11 protein-coding genes are annotated in these 19,011 nt (G+C 69.4%); 9 read left to right on the top strand and 2 right to left on the bottom strand.

The window, feature by feature from the left end:
* The first annotated feature begins 79 nt into the window (after positions 1 to 79).
* The 6 genes from ACFFIO_RS04120 (at position 80) to glgX (ending at position 6,656) form a co-directional block, all read left to right on the top strand.
* Positions 80 to 562, top strand: a complete 483-nt coding sequence (locus tag ACFFIO_RS04120; protein ID WP_378040321.1) for a CarD family transcriptional regulator — start codon at positions 80 to 82, stop codon at positions 560 to 562.
* The gene (locus ACFFIO_RS04115) at positions 562 to 1,380 is read left to right on the top strand and encodes an IspD/TarI family cytidylyltransferase (protein WP_378040320.1); all 819 of its coding nucleotides are present in this window, start codon (positions 562 to 564) and stop codon (positions 1,378 to 1,380) included. Before ACFFIO_RS04120 ends, ACFFIO_RS04115 begins: the two co-directional genes overlap by 1 nt.
* Positions 1,380 to 1,883: a 2-C-methyl-D-erythritol 2,4-cyclodiphosphate synthase gene (gene ispF, locus ACFFIO_RS04110; RefSeq protein WP_378040319.1), complete on the top strand. Its 504-nt coding sequence runs from the start codon at positions 1,380 to 1,382 to the stop codon at positions 1,881 to 1,883. Before ACFFIO_RS04115 ends, ispF begins: the two co-directional genes overlap by 1 nt.
* A gap of 11 nt (positions 1,884 to 1,894) precedes the next feature.
* Positions 1,895 to 3,409 (top strand): cysteine--tRNA ligase, encoded by a 1,515-nt coding sequence (cysS, locus tag ACFFIO_RS04105; RefSeq protein WP_378040318.1) that lies wholly within the window; start codon positions 1,895 to 1,897, stop codon positions 3,407 to 3,409.
* 77 nt (positions 3,410 to 3,486) lie between these two features.
* On the top strand, positions 3,487 to 4,515 hold the full coding sequence (rlmB, locus tag ACFFIO_RS04100) for a 23S rRNA (guanosine(2251)-2'-O)-methyltransferase RlmB (RefSeq protein WP_378040317.1): 1,029 nt from the start codon (positions 3,487 to 3,489) through the stop codon (positions 4,513 to 4,515).
* Positions 4,515 to 6,656 (top strand): glycogen debranching protein GlgX, encoded by a 2,142-nt coding sequence (gene glgX / locus ACFFIO_RS04095; protein WP_378040316.1) that lies wholly within the window; start codon positions 4,515 to 4,517, stop codon positions 6,654 to 6,656. The genes rlmB and glgX overlap by 1 nt, the downstream gene beginning before the upstream one ends.
* A gap of 1,245 nt (positions 6,657 to 7,901) precedes the next feature.
* Here glgX and glgP read toward each other — a convergent pair.
* Complete coding sequence (glgP, locus tag ACFFIO_RS04090; protein WP_378040315.1) at positions 7,902 to 10,556, bottom strand: alpha-glucan family phosphorylase; 2,655 nt, start codon at positions 10,554 to 10,556, stop codon at positions 7,902 to 7,904.
* A 228-nt stretch (positions 10,557 to 10,784) separates the two neighbouring features.
* Here glgP and ACFFIO_RS04085 point away from each other — a divergent pair, with 228 nt between their 5' ends.
* The 3 genes from ACFFIO_RS04085 to glgB are packed head-to-tail and all read left to right on the top strand — an operon-like array spanning position 10,785 to position 18,453.
* Positions 10,785 to 12,887, top strand: a complete 2,103-nt coding sequence (locus ACFFIO_RS04085) for an alpha-1,4-glucan--maltose-1-phosphate maltosyltransferase (protein ID WP_378040498.1) — start codon at positions 10,785 to 10,787, stop codon at positions 12,885 to 12,887.
* Positions 12,887 to 14,707: a maltose alpha-D-glucosyltransferase gene (gene treS, locus ACFFIO_RS04080; RefSeq protein ID WP_378040314.1), complete on the top strand. Its 1,821-nt coding sequence runs from the start codon at positions 12,887 to 12,889 to the stop codon at positions 14,705 to 14,707. Before ACFFIO_RS04085 ends, treS begins: the two co-directional genes overlap by 1 nt.
* Positions 14,704 to 18,453 carry a 1,4-alpha-glucan branching protein GlgB gene (glgB, locus tag ACFFIO_RS04075; protein WP_378040313.1) on the top strand — a complete coding sequence of 1,250 codons (3,750 nt, stop codon included), beginning with the start codon at positions 14,704 to 14,706 and terminating at the stop codon, positions 18,451 to 18,453. Before treS ends, glgB begins: the two co-directional genes overlap by 4 nt.
* Before the next feature lie 278 nt (positions 18,454 to 18,731).
* Here the strand turns inward: glgB and ACFFIO_RS04070 are convergent.
* Positions 18,732 to 19,011 (bottom strand): hypothetical protein (locus tag ACFFIO_RS04070; RefSeq protein WP_378040312.1); only part of this gene is annotated, 280 nt, incomplete at its 5' end.

Genomic DNA, 19,011 nt, shown 5'->3' with positions numbered 1-19,011 from the left:
GGCGCCGGGTTCAAGTAACGACACAGGTCACGAGAATGTGACGTGGTAAACTCTTGCGGAGGGAAAGGGGACCATTCATATGGTTTTTGAGGTCGGAGAAACAGTCGTCTACCCCCACCACGGTGCGGCGAAGATCGAAGAGATCAAGATGCGCACGGTCAAGGGCGAAGAGAAGATGTACCTCAAGCTCAAAGTGGCCCAGGGCGACTTGACGATCGAAGTGCCGGCGGAGAACGTCGACCTGGTCGGCGTGCGGGACGTCGTGGACCAGGAGGGCCTGGAACACGTGTTCGGTGTCCTGCAGGCGGAGTTCACGGAAGAGCCCACCAACTGGTCGCGTCGTTACAAGGCGAACCTGGAGAAGCTCGCCTCGGGTGACGTCATCAAGGTGGCCGAGGTGGTCCGTGACCTGTGGCGCCGGGACCAGGACCGCGGCCTGTCCGCCGGGGAGAAGCGCATGCTCGCCAAGGCCCGCCAGGTGCTCGTGTCCGAGCTGGCCTTGGCCAAGAAGACCTCGGAGGATGACGCCGCCCTGCTGCTGGACGAGACCCTCGCCGCCTGATGCGAACCACGGTCCTCATCGTGGCCGCAGGCTCGGGATCACGGCTCCAGGCCGGCGTCCCCAAGGCCATGGTCACGCTCGGTGATGGGCACACCATGCTCGAGCACTGCCTCGACTCCGTGGTGGCCGCCCGGGATGCGGGCGCCATCGAACTCAACGCCATCGCCGTCGTCGTCCCCGGGGACCCGGACCACGCGGCGTCCCTGGAGGCGGTCTGCCATGACTTCGCGGCCCGGACCGCCGTCACGGTGCAGACGGTCCCGGGGGGCGCGGAACGGGCGGACTCCGTGCGAGCCGGGCTGGCCGCCGTACGGACGCTGGCTGGCTCAGCCGGCTCAGCTGGGTCAGCCGGTGGTCCTTTCGGGCGGCACGCGCTCCTGGTCCACGATGCGGCCCGGCCCTTCGTTCCGCCGGCGGTCTTCGACGCCGTGGCGACAGCTCTCGAATCCGGGACGGCCGCCGTCGTCCCCGCCGTCGAGGTGGTGGACACGATCAAGACCGTGACCGGCGCGGCGCCGGAAGAGGTGACCGGCACCCTCCAGCGGACGCAGTTGAGGGCTGTCCAGACACCCCAGGGCTTCGACCTGACGTCCCTCGAGGCCGCCCACCGCCTGGCGGAGGAGGGTGCTGCCGGTGCTGCGGCCCTGACGGACGACGCGATGGCGATGGAGGCGGCGGGCCACCGTGTCGGCGTGGTGGCCGGTGATCCGCTGGGCTTCAAGATCACCACCCAGCTGGACCTGATGCTGGCCAACGCCCTGCTGGCCTCGGGCAGCGCTGCCCCCTCGACCCCCTCGACGAACCTGGAGCACCACTGATGACAGCACCGGCCGCACCGCAGCTGCCGCGCACCGGCATCGGCACGGACGTCCATGCCTTTGCCGCCGACGGCGAGGACCGGGCCTGCTGGGTGGCCGGCCTGGAATGGCCGGGCGAGACCGGACTGTCCGGCCACTCGGACGGGGACGTGGTGGCTCACGCCGCGTGCGATGCACTGTTCTCCGCCGCCGGGATCGGTGACCTGGGGCAGCACTTCGGCACCTCACGCCCCGAATGGTCCGGGGCCGCCGGCACCGCCCTGCTGGCCGAGGCTGCCCGACTGGTCCAGCAGGCCGGCTTCGGGATCGGCAACGTCGCCGTGCAGCTGATCGGCAACCGCCCCAAGGTCGGCCGGCGCCGGGCGGAGGCCGAACGAGTGCTGTCCGCGGCGGCCGGCGCCCCCGTCTCGGTGTCCGGGACCACCACCGATGCGTTGGGGTTCACCGGGCGTGGCGAGGGGCTGGCCGCCGTCGCCACCGCCCTCGTCTACCCGCTGGACTAGTATTCACTTCCGTGGCACAGCGCTTTTATGACACCAAGACCGCAACGGTGCGGGACTTCGTCCCCCTGACCGAGGGCGAGGTGTCCCTCTACTACTGCGGCGCCACGGTGCAGGGCATGCCGCACGTGGGGCATGTGCGCTCGGCCATCGTGTTCGACATCCTGGTCCGCTGGCTCGAGTACACCGGCCTGCAGGTCACCAGCGTCCGCAACGTCACGGACATCGATGACAAGATCCTGGAGAAGTCCGCCGCGTCCTACGGCGAGGACTTCGAGGAGGACGAGAACTACCCGGCCGATGAGCCGTGGTTCGCCCTCGCCTACCGGTTCGAGCACGAGTTCGCCCGCGCCTACGCCGCCCTCGGGGTGCGCCGGCCCACCTACGAACCCCGTGCCACCGGCCACATCCCGGAGATGGTGGCGCTCATCCGGCGCCTCATCGACGCCGGCCACGCGTACCCCGCCACGGACGGTTCCGGGGACGTCTACTTCGAGGTGAACTCCTGGCCCGCGTACGGCGAGCTCACCCGCCAGCGGGTCGAGGACCTGCAGGACGCGCCCGACGCCGACCCGCGCGGCAAGCGCGACCCCCGCGACTTCGCGCTGTGGAAGGGCGCCAAGGAGACCGATCCGGCCACCGCCGCCTGGGAGTCGCCCTGGGGCAGCGGCCGGCCCGGCTGGCACCTCGAGTGCTCCGCGATGTCCACCAAGTACCTCGGCAGCCACTTCGACATCCATGGCGGCGGGCTCGACCTGCGTTTCCCGCACCACGAGAACGAACTGGCACAGTCCGCTGCAGCCGGGGACGGCTTCGCGAACTTCTGGCTGCACAACGGGATGGTGACCTACGCGGGCGAGAAGATGTCCAAGTCCGTGGGCAACACCATCTCCCCGGAACAGATGCTGGAGCAGGCCCGGCCGAAGGCGGTGCGCTACTTCCTCGGTCAGGCGCACTACCGCTCCCAGCTCGACTACCGCCCCACCTCGCTGCAGGAGGCCGAGGCTGCGATCGAGCGGATCGAGGCGTTCCTGGACCGGGGGGCGGATGTGGTGGCCGACCTGCAGCTGAAGCGCGAGGAGGCGGCCGCCGTCGCCGGCACCCTCACCGGCGAGGAGGCCCCCGAGGCCGTCTACGTGGCCCAGTTCAGCAGTGTCCCCACGGCCTTCCGTGCCGCGATGGAGGACGACCTCAACGTCCCGCAGGCCCTGGCGGTGCTGCACGACGCGGTCCGGGCCGGCAACAGCGCCCTGGCCGCCGGGGATGAGGACGCCGTGGAGCAGCACTATTCCGACGTGCAGTCGATGGTGGAGGTGCTCGGCCTGGACGACGTCCCCGAGCCCGAGTCCGCGCAGGACCCGGCGGCCCACCATGCCCTCGACACCCTGATCCGGGCCCAGCTGGACGCACGGGCCGCCGCCCGCGAGGCGAAGGACTGGACCACTGCGGACGGGATCCGGGACACCCTGGCCGCGGCCGGCGTCGTGGTGGAGGATTCCGCCGACGGCGCCCGCTGGTCCCTGCAGTAGGAGGCGGGCGGCCACGGTGGGGGCCGGGCCGTAGACTGGGGGTCAGTCTCGACCGTCGCCAGAAAGGCACCATCCACATGGCCGCAGCACCACGCTCCGGATCGTCCCGCGGGAACAGCGGAAAGAAGGGGCCCCTCAAGGGCACGGGTGGACTCGGCCGGAAGGCGCTGGAGGGCAAGGGTCCCACGCCCAAGGCCGAGGACCGCGTCTACCACAAGGCCCACCGCACCAAGCAGCTCTCGGAGCGCTCCAGCGCCAAGAACGCGGGCCGGTCGGGCGGCCGCAACACCCGCTCGCGGCACGCGGACGAGACCGTGGCCGGCCGCAACTCGGTGGTCGAGGCCCTGCGCGCCGCCATCCCCGCCAAGGCCCTGCATGTGGCCACGCGGATCGAGATGGACGAGCGGGTCCGCGAGGCCCTGAAGCTGGCCGCCGAGCGGGGCGTGCCGGTGATGGAGAACTCCAAGCCCGAGCTGGACCGCATGACGGACGACGCCGTCCACCAGGGCCTGGTGCTGCAGGTCCCGCCCTATGAGTATGCCGACGCCCTGACGCTGGCCCGCCAGACCATGGAGAAGTGGGAGAAGGGCTACCTCACGGCCCCGCCGCTGTTCATCGCGCTGGACAGCATCACCGACCCCCGCAACCTCGGGGCCATCATCCGTTCGGCCTCCGCCTTCTCGGCGCACGGCGTGGTGGTGCCGGCGCGCCGCTCCGCCGGGGTGACCGCCACCGCCTGGAAGACCTCGGCCGGTGCCGCCGTGCGGGTCCCCGTGGCCCAGGCCGGCAACCTGAACACGATCCTGCAGGACTTCAAGAAGCTCGGGATCTTCGTCCTGGGGCTCGACGGCGGCGGGGACCAGTCCCTGCCCGGGTTGCCGTTGGCCACGGATCCGGTGTGCCTGGTGGTCGGCTCGGAGGGCAAGGGGCTGTCCCGGCTGGTCCGCGAGAACTGCGACCAGATCATCTCCATCCCGATCGCCTCGGACATGGAATCGCTGAACGCCTCGATGGCGGTGGGCATCTCGCTGTACGAGATCGCCGTCCAGCGCGGCGGTCGCCGGCCGGGGGAGACCGTGGAAGGCGGGCCGGGAGGCCAGTCCTGATGACGGTGGCGTCCCAGCCGGTGCGCCGGCACCGTTCCCAGCCCTTCCCCCTGGGCCTTGCGGACCGGGTCCCCGGCGTCGCCGAGGTGGACGGCGCGGTGAACCTGGCGGTCTACGCCCCCGGGATCACCGCCCTGGACGTGGTGTACACGGACCCCGCGTTCCCGGTGGACGCCGTGCCGACGGCCGCGGACCTGCACCGGGTGGCGCTGGACGACGTCACGGACCACGTGCATCACGGCACTGTCCCGGGACTAGGCTATGGCAGTCTCTACGCGCTGGTGGCCCATGACCGGCGGATCGCCGGGGTGTCCCGGAGCGGCCGCAGGGCCTCCGGCACACCGAAGCCCCTGCCCCAGTTGCTGATCGATCCCTACGGCGATGCCGTGGTGGAGCGCAACGGGCTGTACTGGTCCACCCGGGTGCGCCGGGACTTCGACTGGAACGGGGCCGGCCGGCCGCACACCCCGCTGCGGGACACCATCGTCTACGAGGCCCACGTCATCGGACAGACCAAGCTGCACCCGGGCATCCCCGCCGAGCTGCGGGGGACGTACGCCGGGCTGGCACACCCCGTGATGGTCGAGTACCTGCGTCACCTGGGCATCACGGCCGTGGAGCTGCTGCCGGTGCACCACCACCGGGACGAGGATCACCTGCAGCAGGCCGGGCTGGAGAACTACTGGGGGTACAACACCGTCAGTTTCTTCGCGCCGCATCCCGGCTACGCCACCGCCGCCGCACGGGCCGGCGGGCCCCAGGCCGTCCAGGACGAGTTCAAGGGCATGGTCAAGCTGCTGCACGAGGCCGGGATCGAGGTCCTGCTGGACGTGGTCTACAACCACACCGCGGAGGAGGGCCCGGGTGGACCGACCTTCTGCTGGCGCGGCCTGGGGGACGAGCACTACTACCGGCATGACGCCTCCGGCCGGTACCTGGACACCACGGGCTGCGGCAACACGCTGAACTTCAACGATCCGCAGGTGGTGCGGATGACCCTGGACTCGTTGCGCCGCTGGGTGACGGACTTCCAGATCGACGGCTTCCGCTTCGACCTGGCCGTCACCCTGTGCCGGGACGGCGGCCACCACTTCACCCACCGCCACCCCTTCCTCGTGGCCGCCCAGGCGGATCCCATCCTGGCGGGGACCAAGCTCATCTCCGAGCCGTGGGACGTGGGTAGCGGCGGCTGGCAGACCGGTCACTTCCCCCTGGGCTGGTCGGACTGGAACGACCGCTTCCGGGACGTGGTCCGGGACTTCTGGGTGGCGGACCGCGGGGCCTTGGAGCACGGCGGCCACGGCGGGTCCACCGCGCGGCTGGCCGACTGCCTGTCCGGGTCCGCCGGGTTGTTCGAGTCCTCCGGGCGCTCCGCCCTGGCCTCCGTCAACCTCGTGACCGCCCATGACGGCTTCACCCTGCAGGACCTCGTGTCCTACGACGAGAAGCACAATGAGGCCAACGGAGAGGACAACCGGGACGGCACCTCCCACAACCGGTCCTACAACCACGGGGCCGAGGGATCCACGGAGGAGCAGGACATCCTCGAGGCCCGCGCCACCACGGCCCGCAACGTGATGGCCACCCTGCTGCTGTCCCTGGGCGTGCCCATGATCACCGCCGGTGATGAGATCGGGCGCAGCCAGGGCGGCAACAACAACGCCTACTGCCAGAACAACGGCATCTCGTGGACGGACTGGGAGCTCGATGAGCGGCAGGAGCGCATGCTCGCCACCACGCGCCGCCTGATCGCGGTCCGCAAGGAGTTCCTGGCCGGTCAGCCGTACTCCTACCCGGCCCGGGAACTCGGCTACCTCAAGTGGTTCAACGAGGAGGGGCAGCCGATGACCGAGGCGGCCTGGACGGACTCCGGGCAACGGCTGCTGCAGTTGCTGATCGGCGTCCCCGGCGGCCGCAGCACCGGGCTGATCGTGTTCAACGGCGGGCTGGAGACGGTGCCCTTCCGGCTGCCGGTGCCGGAGGAACTGCGTGGCATCACCGGCGAGCACGGGGCGGACCTGCAGGCCTTCACGCTGCAGCTCTCAACGGCCCACCACGGCGACCTCCGCCGCGGCGCCCTCTTCGCCCCGGGGGACCGGGACATGATCGAGGCCACCTCGATCACCCTCTACTCCGTCTGACCCCGCCCCTCACCTTGCAACTGGAGGTCGAATTCGCACCATTTCCAGGGCCGAACGGCCGGAAAGGGGTGCGAATTCGACCGCGGGATTCTCTGTTGGAGTGATAGCAGCGACGCACCGGATTCCTCCACAGCGGATCGGTCACGGTCTGCCATCCCCAGCGGCGACGTCGGCGCGCACCATGGGCGGCCCCGTCCCGTCAGTCTGGGGGCCATGGACACCCCTGACATCATCACCCTCGCCGAGGCCCGCACGCTGGGAACGAACCGGAGAGCATTGCAGAACTCCCGAGCCGAGCATCACCTCCATGGTCTTTACAGTCCGTTGCGTCGGGAACGAGATGGCGAGACGCTTCATCGATCATTGCTCAGGGCGGCCTCATCGGCGGCCACGGATGTGGCCTCCCATGAATCCGCCGCCCGACTGTGGGGGTTCCCGGGCTCGGTGGTTCCGAGCGAGATACAGCTGCTGTCCATCTCCGGAGATCGACGGCGGCGGGTCCAGGGGATGGCCGGGCGACGCGGACTGGTGCTTCCGGACGAAACGACAGTTCTCGGCGGGATCCCCGTCACCACCCCCGCTCGAACCTGGCTGGACCTGGCCCGCACCTCTGGTGTCCTGCGGCTAATCCTCTGGGCCGACTGGCTGTTCAACCCAGTCTGGGGTGGAGACTGGGAGCGAGAGCCCCTGGCCACGCCGACTGAACTTCGGGCCCTCGTCGAACGCCACCGGGGCAAACCCGGGATTCGCAAGGCGCGCGCAGCGGCGGACCGAGCCAGAGTCGGATCGGATTCGCCGAAAGAAACTGAGCTACGTCTGGCCCTGGTTGATGCAGGACTGCCGGAACCTGCGGTGAACCAGTGGATCATCGACCCCAGGACGGGAAGCCGAGTCCACCAAGGCGATCTGACCTACGACGAGTTCCGGATCGATCTGGAGTATGAAGGCGAACACCACTCCAGACCTGGACAGGTACAACGGGACATCGCTCGCGCTGAACGACTCCGGGCGGCGGATTGGCTGGAACTGCGTTTTAGCTCGATGCATTCTCGGCACGGTTGGCTCCCGGCCGTCCACAAGACCCGGGAGGCCCTCTTGTCCCGTGGGTGGGTGCCCAGGGGAGACTAGGTCGCCCGTGAGGCTTCCACGTCCCCTTCTGATCCAGAACTGGAGGTCGAATTCGCACGGCGTTCAGGGGGGCTGGCCCAGAAAACGGTGCGATTTCGACCTCCAGTTGATAGGGGATCAGCCGGCGTTGACCACCAGCGCCATCTCGGCCGTCGAGGCCAGCAGCTCGTGCTGCGGCAGGACCCGGACCGAGTAGCCGAAGGCGCCGGAGCGGTCGATCACCAGGGAGCCGGTGAACTGCCAGCGGCCGTCTCCCAGGTCCTGGGCCGGGGTCAGCTCCAGGGTGCCCGTGTCCGCGAGAGTGTCCTCCTCGAGCACGCCGGACGGCTTGGTGGTGACCCGGCCGTACACGGCCTCGACCCGCACGTCCTCGGGGGACAGCTGCCCCAGGCTGATGTAGGCGGAGACCTGCATCTCGTCGCCGACCTGGGGATTCTCGGAGACGCCGAGCGAATCCACGTGTTCCACGGCCACCGCGGCGAAGCCGGCCCGGACCCTGGTCTTCCAGGCGGCGAGCTCGCGGGCCCTGGCGTAGTCGTCGGCGTCCACGACGCGGCCCGCCCGCCCGGCCGGGAGGTAGAGCTCGTTGACGTAGTCCTGCACCATCCGGTCGGCCGAGGTCGCCGGGCCGAGGGTGGCCATGGTGTGCTTGATCATGGCCAGCCACTGGTGTGGGAGGCCGTCCGTGGAGGCGTCCGACGGTCCGGCGGCCCCGGCCTGGTCCGAGGACTCGGCCCCGTAGAAGCGCGGCACCAGCTCGTTCTCCAGCAGACCGTAGAGTGCGGCCGCCTCCACGTCGTCCCGCTCCTCGGTGGAGGCCGCGGACGAGGCGCTCGGGATGGCCCAGCCGTTCTCGCCGTCGTACATCTCATCCCACCAGCCGTCCAGCACGGACAGGTTCAGCCCGCCGTTCATGGCGACCTTCATACCGGAGGTGCCGCAGGCCTCCAGCGGGCGCAGGGGGTTGTTCAGCCAGACGTCGCAACCGGGCATCAGGGTGGAGGCCATCTGGATGTCGTAGTTGGGCAGGAACACGATCCGGTGGCGCACCTCCGGGTCGTCCGTGAACCGCACCATCTGCTGGATCATCAGCTTGCCCTGCTCATCGGCGGGGTGGGACTTGCCGGCCACCACCAGCTGGATGGGGTGTTCCGGATCCGTCAGGAGCCGCTTCAGCCGCTCGGGGTCGCGCAGCATCAAGGTCAGCCGCTTGTAGGTGGGCACCCGCCGGGCGAATCCGATGGTCATGACGTTCTCGTCCAGCACGGAATCGGTCCAGGCGAGCTCGGCCTCGGAGGCCCCGCGCTTGCGCCAGGAGGACCGCAGCCGTGACCGCACGTCCGCGATCAGGGCACGCCGCAGGGTCCGGCGCAGCTCCCACAACTCCGCGTCGGGGACGTCGAAGACGCGCTGCCAGTCGTGACCGGCCACGGCGGACGTCCCGAACAGCTCGATCGCCCGGGCTGACACCGTGTCCGAGACCCAGGTGGGGGCGTGCACGCCGTTCGTGATGGACCCGATCGGCACCTCATCGGCGTCGAAGCCCGGCCACAGGCCCTTGAACATCTCCCGGGACACCTCCCCGTGCAGCTGGGCCACGCCGTTGGCGCGCTGGCCGAGGCGCAGGCCCATCACGGCCATGTTGTGCACGCCCGGGGTGCCGCCCTCGTAGTCCTCGGAACCCAAGGCCAGCACGTGCTCGAGCGGCACGCTCGGGGCCAGCCCGGCCCGGAAGAACTGCTCCACCAGGGCGCGGTCGAAACGGTCGATCCCGGCGGGCACGGGTGTATGCGTGGTGAACACGGTGGAGGCCCGCACCGAGGTCAGCGCCGTCTCCCAGTCCAGCCCGGCGGACATGAGCTCCTCGATCCGCTCGATGCCCTGGAACCCGGCATGGCCCTCGTTCGTGTGGTAGACGGACGGCACATCCGTACCGGTGAGCCGCGCGTACAGGCGCAGCGCCTTGACCCCGCCCATGCCGAGCAGCAGTTCCTGCTGCAGCCGCTGGTCCCCACCGCCGCCGTAGAGGCGGTCGGTGATGGAGCGTGCGGTGTCGTCGTTCGCCGGGACATTGGAGTCCAGCAACAGCAAGGGCACGCGCCCGACGTCGGCGCGCCACACCTGGGCGTGCAGCGTCCGGCCCGAGGGCAGCGGCAGACGGACGAGTGCGGCGGCCCCGTCCTCCTCCTTGAGGAGTGTCAGCGGCAGGTTGTCCGGGTCCAGGACCGGGTAGGTCTCCATCTGCCAGGCGTCCCGGGACAGGGACTGCTTGAAGTAGCCCGACTGGTACAGCAGGCCCACGCCGATGATCGGCACCCCGAGGTCTGAGGCGGACTTCAGGTGGTCACCGGCCAGGATGCCCAGGCCACCGGAGTACTGGGGGAGCACGGCGGTGATGCCGAACTCGGGGGAGAAGTAGGCGATGGGCCGCGGAGTATGGATGTCCCCGCCCGGGCCGCCCGACGCACCGACGAAGTCCTGCTGGAACCACCGGTCCTCGGTGAGGTAGCGGTCCAGGTCGGCGGTGGCGTCCTGGACGCGGGCCACGATCTGCGCATCGGCGGCGAGCTCGGTCAGCCGGCGCCGGTCGAAGGACCCCAGCAGGGCCACGGGGTCCTGGTTCGACTCGGACCAGGCCTGCGGGTCCAGGTCCCGGAACAGCTCCTTGGTCTGGGGGTGCCAGGACCAACGCAGGTTGGTCGCCAGACGGCTCAGTCCCGCGATCGACTCGGGCAGGTGGGTACGGACGGTAAACCGACGGATAGCCTTCACCCGGCCCATTATCCACGGGGCCCCGCCCCGCCGTGGGACTGCCGGGTGAACCGCGGCCGACGCGCGGTTGGCCGCCGGTTGAATCCTCGGGGCCCAGGACCCTTCCAGCAGGGGATCACACGTCTCGTGCCGCGATTTCGTCCCGATCAGTGGCCACAGGGGGATCGCCCCGGTAACGTCGGGACCGTGGGAGCTGCCAAGAATTCCAGTAATTCTGTCCGAATGCCGATGTTCCGCACCGAGGTCAAGGTGGGACGCATTCCGGTCACCGGTGTCCAGCCGGTGGTCAACTGCGGCGCCGTCCCGGCCAAGGCGCTGATCGGTGAGGACATCCCCGTCCGCGCCACCGTGTTCCGCGAGGGGCATGACCGGCTCGGGGCCACCGCCGTCCTCTACGGCCCGGACGGTGCCGAAGTCCAGCGGACGCGCATGACCGAGGGCGCCCCCGGGCTGGACGAGTTCCTCGCCACGCTGCGGCCGGCCGTCGTCGGGCCCCACACCTTCACCATCGAGGGCTGGTCTGATCCCTACGCGACCTGGCACCATGCCGCCACCGTCAAGATCGAGGCCGGGGTGGACGTCGAGCTGATGCTGGCCGAGGGCGGCGCCCTGTTCCGGCAGGCCGCCGCGGATCCCGACCGTTCCGAGGCGGACCGGGCGGTCCTGGCACGGGCCGTGCGGGGACTCGAGGACACCACGCGGGACACGCAGGAGCGTCTGGTGGCGGCGGAGGACCCGGACCTGGCCGACGTGCTCGCCGCCCGTCCGATCCGCGAGTTCGTCTCCCCGTCGCCCGCCTACCCGCTGGACGTGCAGCGCGCGATGGCCGGCCGCGGTGCCTGGTACGAGTTCTTCCCCCGTTCCGAGGGGGCCGTCTACGATCCGGAGTCGGGGACCTGGGCCTCCGGAACCTTCACGACGGCGGCCGGACGGCTCCCAGCGGTCGCGGAGATGGGCTTCGACGTCATCTACCTTCCGCCGGTCCACCCGATCGGCCGGGCCCACCGCAAGGGTCCGAACAACGCGCTGGAGGCAGGACCCCACGACCCGGGTTCACCGTGGGCCATCGGGTCGCCGGAGGGTGGTCATGACGCGATCCACCCCGATCTCGGCACGGCCGAGGAGTTCGCCGGGTTCGTCGAGCGGGCCGCCGGGCTCGGGCTGGAGGTCGCCCTCGACCTGGCCCTGCAGTGCTCCCCTGACCACCCCTGGGTCGCCGAGCACCCCGAATGGTTCACCACCCGTGTGGACGGCACCATCGCCTACGCGGAGAATCCACCGAAGAAGTACCAGGACATCTACCCGCTGAACTTCGACAACGATCCCCGCGGGCTGCGGCGGGCCGTCCTGAGGGTCGTGGAGCTGTGGATCGCCCGCGGGGTGAAGATCTTCCGGGTGGACAACCCGCACACCAAGCCCCTGTGGTTCTGGGAGTGGCTGATCGCCAAGGTGCACCGCAGCCACCCGGACGTCGTGTTCCTGGCGGAGGCCTTCACACGGCCGGCCATGATGCACGCCCTGGGCCGGGCCGGGTTCCAACAGTCCTACTCGTACTTCACGTGGCGGAGCACGCGGGACGAGATCGCCGAGTACCTGCACGAGGTCACGGCCGAGACTCCGGCGTTCTACCGTCCGAATTTCTTCGTCAACACCCCGGACATCCTCACGGAGTTCCTGCAGTTCGGCGGGCCCGCAGCCTTCAAGATCCGTGCCGTGCTGGCGGCCCTGTCCAATCCGATGTGGGGCATGTACGCGGGTTTCGAGCTGTTCGAGCACGTGGCCCGTCCGGGCGCCGAGGAGTACATCGACAACGAGAAGTACGAGTACCGGCCCCGTGACTTCGCCGGTGCCGAGGCCCGGGGTGCCTCGCTCGCCCCCTACATCACCCGGCTGAACCGGATCCGCCGGGCCCACCCGGCGTTCCAGGACCTGCAGAACCTCGTCCTGCACCCGGCGGACAATGACGGGATCCTGACCTTCTCCAAGTCCCGCCGCCACCTGCCGGACGGCCAGTACCGGGCCCCGGCCGGCATCGCGCTTCCGGTGTTTCCCGGCGTGCCGGATGCCGCCGCGCTGACGGAGTCGCTGCCCGGCCGGGCGGACACGGTCATTGTGGTGCTCAACTGCGATCCGCTTGCGGCGCGCGAGGCCACCGTCTCGCTCAACCTGGCGGCCCTGGACCTGGACCCGGCGGACCTGGATTCCGAGGGCCGGTTCGAGGTCGAGGACCTGATCACCGGTGCCCGCTGGCGGTGGGGCGCGGACAACTACGTGCGGCTGGACCCGGCCGTTGAACCGGCCCACGTGCTGAAGGTGGTGCGCGGCAGCTGATGGCCAACTCCTTCCAGATGCACACCCACGGGATCTCCCATGACCCGGACTGGTTCCGGACCGCAGTGTTCTACGAGGTGCTCGTGCGGGCCTTCCACGATGACAACGGGGACGGGTCCGGGGACTTCGAGGGCTTGATCAACAAGCTCGACTACCTGCAGTGGCTGGGCATCGACTGCCTGTGGGTACCTCCGTTCTACCGCTCACCGCTGCGGGACGGCGGCTATGACATCGCGGACTACTACGAGGTGCTGGACGAGTTCGGCACCGCCTCGGACTTCAAGAGGCTCGTGGCCGAGGCCCATGCGCGCGGCCTGAGGGTCATCATCGACCTGCCGCTGAACCACACCTCTGACCAGCACGCCTGGTTCCAGGAGTCCCGGTCTGACCCGGACGGCCCGTACGGCGACTTCTACGTGTGGAGTGACACGGACGAGAAATACCAGGACGCCCGCATCATCTTCGTGGACACGGAGGAGTCCAACTGGGCGTTCGATCCGGTCCGCCGCCAGTTCTTCTGGCACCGCTTCTTCTCCCACCAGCCGGACCTGAACTTCGAGAATCCCGCCGTGATCGAGGCGCTGTTCGACGTGGTCCGCTATTGGATGGACATGGGCGTGGACGGCTTCCGTGCTGACGCCATCCCCTATCTCTTCGAGGAGGAGGGCACCGACTGCGAGAACGACCCGCGCACCCACGGCTTCCTGCAGCAGTTGCGGGCCATGGTGGACGCGGAGTATCCGGGCCGGGTGATCATCGCCGAGGCCAACCAGCCGCCGGCGGACGTGGTGGACTACTTCGGTTCGGAGGAGGAGCCGGAATGCCACATGTGCTTCCACTTCCCGATCATGCCGAAGATCTTCTATGCCCTGCGTGACCACAAGGCCACTGCGATCCTCGAGGCGTTGGCCGAGACCCCGCAGATCCCCGCCGGCACCCAGTGGGGCACGTTCCTGCGCAACCATGACGAGCTCACCCTCGAGATGGTCACCCCGGAGGAACGCCAGGCGATGCTCGGGTGGTACGCCCCGGACTCGCGCATGCGTGCCAACGTGGGCATCCGGCGCCGGCTCGCCTCCCTGCTGGACAACAGCCGGTCTGAACTCGAACTGATCCACGCGCTGCTGCTGGCCATGCCGGGCTCACCGTTCCTGTACTACGGGGACGAGCTCGGCATGGGGGACAACATCTGGCTGCCGGACCGGGATGCCTCCCGCACCCCCATGCAGTGGAACCCGGACCGCAACGCCGGGTTCTCCGAGGCCGATCCCGGCAAGTTGTACCTGCCGGTCATCCAGTCGCTCGTCTACCACTACAACCACGTCAACGTGGAGGCGCAGCTGGCCTCCAACGGCTCCCTGCTGCACTGGGTCCGCGAAACCCTCGCCGTCCGCAAGCGGCACCCCGTGTTCGGGCTGGGCGACTTCACGGTGGTGGAGGCCGAGGCCGAACAGGTCCTCGCCTTCGTCCGGGACCTGCCCGCCTCCGAGAAGGAGGACCTGTATCCCGAGACGGTGCTCTGCGTCTTCAACCTCGCCCCGGAACCGGTGGCCACCTGGCTGAACGTACCGGGCTATGAGGGCCGGGGCCTACGCGATGTCTTCGGCGGCCGCCCGTTCCTCGACATCGGCGAGGACGGCCGGCTGCCCGTCACCCTGCCCGGTCATGGCTTCTACTGGTTGCGGCTGCGGACCGGCCCGGAGCCCATGCCGGGGGCGGATGCGGCGGCCCTGGCCGGCCGGCCGAACCCCTACACCACGGCCATCCCGGTCATCACCCCGGACCTGACCGCGACCACGCCAGGGGGGCGGAACCGATGACCGGCGCACCCTACCCGGACGTCCACGACCTCCTCGTCCGGTGGCTCCCGGACCAACGGTGGTTCCCGCTCCGGGGAGACGTCGCGTTGCGCCGGGCCGGCGAACACCGGTTGTCCTCGGCGGCAGACGGCACCGGTGACGTACAGCTTGTGTCATTGATCCTCACGGCCGCTCCCGCGGGAAGCGAGGGAGACGAGGACGCCGTCGCGGTGTCCGTCCCCCTGACGTTGCGTCGGGAGGAAGTCCCGGGCGCCTCAGCCGCGCTGATCGGCCGCGGTGACACGAAGTCCGGCGTCCGATGGGTCTACGACGGCACCCAGGACCCGGCCTTCGTGGCGGCATGGCTGGAGCTGATGCGCCGTGAGGCGCGTACCGAGAGCAGCGGGGCCGGCGGAGCCGCAGGCCATGCCTACGCCGGGTTCCGCGACTGGCCCGCCTTCGACCCCGAGACCCTGCACCTGCGCGTGCTCCAGGGCGAGCAGTCCAACACGTCCGTGGTGGTGGGAGCGGGTCGAGGGCGGCTCATCCTCAAGTTTTTCCGCGTGCTGGCCCCGGGTACCCATCCCGACGTCGAGATCGGCCTGGCGCTCTCCGCCGGCGGTTCCAGCGAGGTCCCCGTGACGTACGGCTCGGCCACGGCGGCGTGGACCCGCCCCGGGGCGGCTACTGGCGCGGAGACGGGTGAGGAGACGGGTGAGCTCTGCGTGCTGCGCGAGTTCATCGAGGACTCCCGAGACGCCTGGCGCGAGGCCACCGATGCGGCCGTCGCCGGTCGCGACTTCACCACCGAGGCCGCCGGGATCGGTGCGGCCACGGGACGGCTGCACCTGGCCCTCGCCGAGGCGTTCGGCACCCGCCCCGTCTCCGACGGCGGCGAGGGGATACCGGCCGTGCTCACGGCGCTCGCGGACCGCCTCGAGTGGGGATGGCGCGAGGCGGCCTCGGCTGTGGGGGAGGAGCACGGGGACGGACTGCGTGCAGTGATCGGCTCCCTGCGGTCCCCGGAGGTCAGAGCCGGGATGCCGCCGTTGCAGCGGATCCATGCCGACTACCACCTCGGACAGGTCCTGGCCTCGCCGGCTACCGCCCCCACTCCCACCGCCACCGCGGAACAGACGGGCTGGCGCTGGACGGTCCTCGACTTCGAAGGCGAACCGCTCCGGGAGGCGACGGAGCGATCCGGTTGGGACCTGCCGCAGCGCGATGTCGTCGGGATGCTGCGGTCCTTCGACTATGCCGGTGCCCTGTCCGGTGCCCCGGCCTGGACGGAACCGGTCCAGCAGGCGTTCCTCAAGGGCTACGGGTCAGCCGTCGGGGCGACGGTGGACACCGGGTCCACCGTCTTCACCGCCCTGATGCTGGACAAGGCGCTGTACGAGACCGCCTACGAGCTGCGCCACCGCCCGGACTGGGTCGAGGTCCCCGCCGAGGCCGTCCGCGGACTCCTGCGCGGCGCCGCCCTGGCGGCTACCGTGGGCCCAGACCGCCAGAGCACCATCCAGGAGGATGCCGTGGAACCGGATCATGCCGCGCAGGACCCCATATTGCCGCTGGACGTGCACGCGGAGGTGCTGGCCGCCGTCGCGCAAGGCCGCTACCACCAGCCGCACGAGGTGCTCGGTGCCCACCTGGGGGACACCGGCACCGTGACGTTCCGGGTGCTACGGCCCCTGGCCGAGGACCTGGCCGTCCTGCTCGACGACGGCACGCGCGTTCCACTGCGCCATGAACACGAGGGCGTGTGGGTCGGGACGGCCCCTGCCACAGACCCGGGTCACGTCCCCGGCTACCGCCTCCTCGTGACCTACCCCGGAGTGGCCGAGGCGGAGCAAGACGATCCCTACCGGTACCTGCCCACCGTGGGGGAGCTGGACCAGCACTTGTTCCGCGAGGGCCGGCACGAGACGCTGTGGACGGTCCTCGGCTCCCGGGTGCGCCACTATTCCTCGCCCCAAGGCGACATCACGGGCACCTCGTTTGCCGTCTGGGCCCCCAACGCCGCTGCCGTGCGGGTCAAGGGTGACTTCAACGGCTGGGACGGTCGACAGCACGCCCTGCGCTCGCTGGGAGACTCGGGCCTCTGGGAGATCTTCGTCCCGGGGATCGGGGCCGGCACCGTCTACAAGTACGCCATCCTCGGCCGGGACGGCCACTGGCGGGACAAGGCCGACCCCCTGGCCCGCTGGACCGAGGTGCCGCCGGCCTCCGGCTCCCGCGTGGAGGACTCCCGGTACGCCTTCGGGGACGCGGCGTGGATGGAGAAGCGGGCGGCGACCAATCCGCACGACGCGGCCATGAGTGTCTATGAGGTGCACGCCGGGTCCTGGCGGCCGGGCCTGAGCTACCGCGAGCTGGCGGACCAGTTGGTCGAGTACGTCTCCTGGCAGGGTTTCACCCACGTGGAGTTCATGCCGGTGGCGGAGCACCCCTTCGGAGGTTCCTGGGGCTACCAGGTCACCGGGTACTACGCCCCCACCTCCCGGTTCGGCTCCCCGGACGATTTCAAGTACCTGGTGGACCGGCTGCACCAGGCTGGCATCGGCGTGCTCCTGGACTGGGTGCCCGCACACTTCCCGAAGGACGACTGGGCCCTGGCGAAGTTCGACGGACAGCCCCTCTACGAGTACGCCGACCCGCGTAAGGGGGAGCACCCGGACTGGGGCACCCTGGTGTTCGACTACGGCCGTACCGAGGTGCGGAACTTCCTGGTGGCCAACGCCCTGTACTGGCTGGAGGAGTTCCACATCGACGGGCTGCGCGTGGACGCCGTCGCCTCGATGCTGTACCTGGACTACTCCCGCGAGGAGGGGGAGTGGGTGCCGAACGTGCACGGTGGCAACCACAATCTCGAGGCCATCAGCTTGCTGCAGGAGACCACGGCCACGGCCTACCGGCGCAACCCCGGAATCGTGATGATCGCCGAGGAGTCCACGGCGTTCTCCGGAGTGACCGCGCCGACCAGCCATGACGGGCTCGGCTTCGGCCTGAAGTGGAACATGGGCTGGATGCACGATTCCCTCGCCTACCTGTCCGAGGACCCGGTCAACCGCAAGTGGCATCACCACGAGATGACGTTCTCGACGGTCTATGCCTGGAGCGAGAACTACGTGCTCCCGCTCTCGCATGACGAGGTGGTCCACGGCAAGGGCTCGTTGCTGCGCAAGATGCCGGGAGACCGGTGGCAGCAGCTGGCCTCCCTGCGGGCGTACTACGCCTACATGTGGGCGCACCCGGGCAAGCAGCTGCTGTTCATGGGGTCCGAGTTCGGCCAGGAGTCCGAGTGGAGGGAATCCCACGGGCTGGACTGGTGGCTGACGGACACCCCCGGTCACAAGGGGCTCATGAAGACCGTGCGTGACCTGAACCTGCTGTACCGCGACGCCCCCGAGCTGTGGAGCCAGGACAACGATCCGGCCGGATTCCAGTGGATCGACCAGAACGACGGCGACCGGAACCTCTTCTCGTTCATCCGCTGGTCCACTCCGGAGACCGGCGCAGGCGAGGCGCGTCCCCTGGTCTGCGTGACGAACCTGTCCGGCAACCCCCATCACGAGGTGCGCCTGGGACTGCCCTTCGCGGGACAGTGGCGGGAGGTCCTGAACACCGATGTGGAGAGCTACGGCGGATCCGGTCTCGGCAACGGCGGACGGATCGAGGCGACGGGAGAGGCGTGGCAGGGACAGCCGGCGTCCGCGGTGATCACCGCCCCGCCGCTCGCCACGGTGTACCTTCGACCGATCCGCTGACGCCTCCGATTCCGCCTCTCAGGGGCGGTGGACGGCCGATTATGCAAAGCGCCAGAACCTGTGTATTGTCTTCTCTTGTGCCAAGGCGCGGAAGACAAGTTCTTCCAGACCGAAACGGCGAAGATCCACGGGAAACCCGGGGTTGGAAGCCACACCATGGCACCGGGAAAGCCGCAAGGCAGAACCGCTGGTGACGATCCAGGCTGCTCGGAAGGACTTCGGTCCGGAGGAAAAGCCCGGCGCGGTGGATTTGACACCGAGTCGAGAGCGGGTCTAAGCTAGGAAAGTTGCTCCGGAGCAACGGGCCAGTCGCAGAGCGGCGGTCCTGAGAACCGGAAACAACACAGAGGGACTTCGGTTCCACTCCAGAAAATCGCCGGAAACGCCGATTTGACGGGGAGGAAACAAGGAACTAAGCTTGAAAAGCCGCGGATGAGAAAAGCAAAGATTTCGCCGGTCTTACCGGATTCTTTGTGAGTAGTCATGATGTGCCTGTTGTTTGAGAACTCAATAGTGTGCCAAGTTTGTTGATGCCAATTTTTTGAATTGGTTGATTGG

It is taken from the genome of Citricoccus parietis (genome assembly GCF_042433045.1).
In the GTDB taxonomy this organism is placed as follows: Bacteria; Actinomycetota; Actinomycetes; order Actinomycetales; family Micrococcaceae; genus Citricoccus; species Citricoccus parietis.
This window is presented reverse-complemented; position numbering and strand designations above follow the sequence as displayed.

What these genes read in the sequence shown, in the direction of transcription:
- ACFFIO_RS04120 (WP_378040321.1), top strand. Translation starts at nt 80, where the DNA reads ATGGTTTTTGAGGTCGGAGAAACAGTCGTCTACCCCCACCACGGTGCG.
- ACFFIO_RS04115 (WP_378040320.1), top strand. Translation starts at nt 562, where the DNA reads ATGCGAACCACGGTCCTCATCGTGGCCGCAGGCTCGGGATCACGGCTC.
- ispF (WP_378040319.1), top strand. Translation starts at nt 1,380, where the DNA reads ATGACAGCACCGGCCGCACCGCAGCTGCCGCGCACCGGCATCGGCACG.
- rlmB (WP_378040317.1), top strand. Translation starts at nt 3,487, where the DNA reads ATGGCCGCAGCACCACGCTCCGGATCGTCCCGCGGGAACAGCGGAAAG.
- glgX (WP_378040316.1), top strand. Translation starts at nt 4,515, where the DNA reads ATGACGGTGGCGTCCCAGCCGGTGCGCCGGCACCGTTCCCAGCCCTTC.
- ACFFIO_RS04085 (WP_378040498.1), top strand. Translation starts at nt 10,785, where the DNA reads ATGTTCCGCACCGAGGTCAAGGTGGGACGCATTCCGGTCACCGGTGTC.
- treS (WP_378040314.1), top strand. Translation starts at nt 12,887, where the DNA reads ATGGCCAACTCCTTCCAGATGCACACCCACGGGATCTCCCATGACCCG.
- glgB (WP_378040313.1), top strand. Translation starts at nt 14,704, where the DNA reads ATGACCGGCGCACCCTACCCGGACGTCCACGACCTCCTCGTCCGGTGG.